The organism is Kitasatospora sp. NPDC058965 (assembly GCF_042741245.1).
GTDB lineage: Bacteria > Actinomycetota > Actinomycetes > Streptomycetales > Streptomycetaceae > Kitasatospora.
The window spans coordinates 1-3,665 of sequence record NZ_JBHYKG010000194.1 but is presented as its reverse complement, the minus strand read 5'-3'; the positions used below and the strand labels follow the sequence as shown (position 1 = coordinate 3,665).

Genomic DNA, 3,665 nt, shown 5'->3' with positions numbered 1-3,665 from the left:
CTGCCCAACCCCACCCCACACGCCCCCCGCGCCCACACCCCACACCCTCCCTAACCACCACCCCCCAAGCTCCCCACCCACTCAGGCCGCGCCCCGCGGTACACGCGGCGCCCCGCTTCGGTCTGTCGGGGTGCTGGGCGGTGCTGACAGACCGTCACATCCGGCCGGACTGCCTGAGCAGGCACGGGGTGTTTCCGGTAGTGCAGCCGACACGCGGCCGAAACCGACGAACCATAACGTCTCGTCATGGCCGACATTTTCGACTCGTACACGACAGCGGACGCGTGGGACGAGATGTTCGAGCGTCCCGGGGTGGTGCGACCGGCCTACGAAGCCGTCTTCGCCGCCCTGAGCCCGCTGGACTCCCTCGAACTCCGGTACCGCACCGATCAGATGGCCCGGTCCTTCACGGACCGCGGCGTGACCTACTCCTACGGCGGCGAGGAACGCCCGTTCCCGCTCGACCTGGTGCCGCGGCTGCTCGACGCCGTCGAGTGGGACCGGCTGACCCGGGGCGTGCGGCAACGGGTCCTCGCCCTGGAGGCCTTCCTGGCCGATGCCTACGGCGGGCAGCGGGTCTTCCGGGACGGCGTGGTGCCCTACCGGCTGCTCTACTCCTCGCCGCACTTCCACCGGGCGGCGCACGGCATCGAACCGCCGAACGGGGTCCGGATCCACGTCTCCGGGATCGACCTGGTCCGGGACGAGGAGGGACGGTTCCGAGTCCTGGAGGACAACGTCCGGGTGCCGTCCGGCGTGTCCTACGTCATCGAGAACCGCCGGGTGATGACCCGGACCTTCCCGGCCCTGTTCGCCGAGCAACCCGTGCGGCCGGTGGACGAGTACCCGCAGCGCCTGCTGGCGGCGCTCAAGGCCTGTGCCCCGGAGGGCGTGACCGATCCGGTCGTGGTCGTCCTCACACCGGGGGTGGCCAACGCGGCCTACTTCGAACACGCCCTGCTGGCCCGGCTGATGGGCGTCCAGCTGGTCGAGGGGCGGGACCTGGTCTGCTCCGGCCACCGGGTGCGGATGCGCACCACCCGGGGGGAGAGCCCGGTGCACGTGATCTACCGCAGGCTGGACGACGACTTCCTCGACCCCCTGCACTTCCGCCCGGACTCGCTGATCGGCGTCCCGGGCATCATGGCCGCCGCGCACGCCAAGAACGTCACCCTCGCCAATGCCGTGGGCAACGGCATCGCCGACGACAAGCTGCTCTACACCTACGTCCCCGACCTGATCCGGTACTACCTGGCGGAGGAGCCGATCCTGCCGAACGTGGAGACCATCCGGCCCCAGGAGCCGGGCCGGCTGGCGGAGGTCCTCGACCAGTTGGACCGGCTGGTGCTCAAGCCGGTCGACGGCGCCGGGGGAAAGGGCATCGTGATCGGCCCACGGGCGGAGCGGCCCGTGCTCGACCGCCTGGCCAAGGAGGTGGCCGCGGACCCGCGCGGCTGGATCGCCCAGCGCCCCGTGGCGCTGTCCACCTCACCGACCCTGAGCCGCCGCGGCGACGGCGAGGACGGTCTGGCGCCCCGCCACATCGACCTGCGGCCGTTCGCCGTGCACGACGGCGACGACGTCTGGCTGCTCCCGGGCGGGCTGACCCGGGTGGCCCTGGGCGAGGGCAACCTGATCGTCAACTCCAGCCAGGGCGGCGGCTCCAAGGACACCTGGGTGCTGGCGCCCAGCGCCGGGCCGAGCCGTCCCGAGGACGAGCAGCCCACCGCCGTCAGCGAGGTGATTCCGCGTCAGTTCGGACCGGGCGTCGCCGCGGGCACACCAGGCGGCCCGTCCCGGCAGGAGGCGCAGCAGTGATCACCACCGACACCATGCTCTCCCGGATCGCCGAGTCGCTGTTCTGGCTCGGCCGCTACGTGGAGCGCGCCGACGACACCGCCCGCATCCTGGACGCCTACCTGCACCGGTTGCTGGAGGACCCGTGGAGCGACGAGGACGCGGCCTGCCGCTCGCTGCACGCCATCCTCGGCGTGGCCGTGCCGGCCGAGCAGCGCTGCGACATGGATGCGGTGCTGGCCCGGCTCGCCTTCGACGCGGTCAGTCCCGGCTCGATCGAGGGGGCCCTCCTGGCAGCCCGCCAGAACGCGCTGACGGCCCGCGACGTGGTCTCCACCGAGATGTGGGAGACGCTCAACTCCACCTGGCACCAGCTCGCCGAGCAGCGCCAGGTGGCCCGCCGCACCGGACCGCACGTCTACCTCGGGCTGGTCCGCCGCCGCGCCGCCCTGTTCTTCGGGCTCGCCGACTCGACCATGAGCCGCGACGACGGCTGGCGCTTCGTCGTCCTCGGGCGGAGCCTGGAACGGGTCGACATGATCGCCCGGCTGCTCGCCGTCCGGGTGCTGGCGGCCGTCCACGCACCCGACTGGCCCACCCTGCTCAGCGCGAGCGGCGCCGAGGAGGCCTTCGTCCGCGCCCGCGGCGCCGGCAGCGACCCGAGCGGGGTGCCGGGATTCCTGCTGCTCGACCGGAGCTTCCCGCGCTCGGTCCTGCACGCGCTGAGCTCCGCCGAGGAGTGCCTGGCCGAACTCGGCGGCGGCAGCGCCCGGCAGCGGCCCGAACCCGCACGGTTGGCCGTGGGCCGGATGCGCACCCGGCTGGAGTACCTCGACTCCGCCGAGCTGGCGCAACTGCCCGCGCTGCTGGGCGAACTCCAGCGGGCCTGCGGCGAGGCCACCCGGGCCGTGGCCGAACGCTACTTCCCCTACGACGGCCCGATCGAATGGTCCCACCAGTCCGGAGCACCGGAGAGGGAGTGACGGCGATGACGAGCAGACTGCGGATACGCCACGAGACCCGGGTCGGGTACCCGAGCCCGGCCTCCTCCTCGTACAACGAGGCGCGGATGAGCCCGCTCACCCTGCCCACCCAGACCGTGCTGGACTCGCGGGTCACCGTCAGCCCCGCGGCCTCGCAGTGGACGTACTGGGACTACTGGGGCACCCAGGTCACCGTGTTCGACCTGGCGGACCCGCACACCAGCCTGTCGCTGACGGCGACCAGCCTGGTCGAGACCGCCCCGCCGAGCCCGCTCCCCGTACCGCTGGACCGGGCCGAGATCGCCGCACGGTCGGCCGACTCCCGGCTGACGGAGTTCCTCGCCGCGACGGCGCGCACCACGGTGGGGCCGGAGCTCGCGGAGCGGGCGCGGGCGGCCGCCGCCGGGCTGGACGCCCACCAGGCCGCGACGGCGCTGACCGACCTGGTCAGGGCGCGCCTCGACTACTGCCGGGGAACCACCGGGGTGCACAGCGGCGCGCAGGAGGCCTGGGACCAGCAGGGGGGTGTCTGCCAGGACTTCGCCCACCTGAGCGTGGCCCTGCTGCGCGCGGTCGGCCTGCCGGCCCGGTACGTGTCGGGCTACCTGCACCCCGCGCCGGACGCGGCGGCCGACGGTCCGGTGGCCGGGGAGAGCCATGCCTGGGTCGAGTACTGGGCGGGCGCGTGGATCGGTCACGACCCGACCAACGGCACCCATCCCGGTGAGTCGCACGTGATCGTCGCGCGCGGGCGCGAGTACGGCGACGTGCCGCCGCACAAGGGGGTCTACCGCGGCGCGCCGGGCGAACTGCCACAGGTACGGGTGGAGTTCACCCGGCTCGCGTGAGCCGCACGGAGCCCGCGGCGGCCGGTCGGCCCATGTC

At 73.4% G+C, this 3,665-nt stretch carries 3 protein-coding genes; all 3 read left to right on the top strand.

Annotated elements, in window-relative coordinates; genetic code table 11:
- The first annotated feature begins 246 nt into the window (after nt 1-246).
- The 3 genes from ACFW1A_RS26950 to ACFW1A_RS26940 are packed head-to-tail and all read left to right on the top strand — an operon-like array spanning nt 247 to nt 3,628.
- Nucleotides 247-1,818, top strand: coding sequence for a circularly permuted type 2 ATP-grasp protein (locus tag ACFW1A_RS26950; RefSeq protein WP_380412880.1), 1,572 nt, complete (start codon nt 247-249; stop codon nt 1,816-1,818).
- Nucleotides 1,815-2,780 (top strand): alpha-E domain-containing protein, encoded by a 966-nt coding sequence (locus ACFW1A_RS26945; RefSeq protein ID WP_380412878.1) that lies wholly within the window; start codon nt 1,815-1,817, stop codon nt 2,778-2,780. Before ACFW1A_RS26950 ends, ACFW1A_RS26945 begins: the two co-directional genes overlap by 4 nt.
- Before the next feature lie 5 nt (nt 2,781-2,785).
- Nucleotides 2,786-3,628, top strand: a complete 843-nt coding sequence (locus tag ACFW1A_RS26940) for a transglutaminase N-terminal domain-containing protein (RefSeq protein ID WP_380412876.1) — start codon at nt 2,786-2,788, stop codon at nt 3,626-3,628.
- The last annotated feature ends 37 nt before the right edge of the window (nt 3,629-3,665 follow it).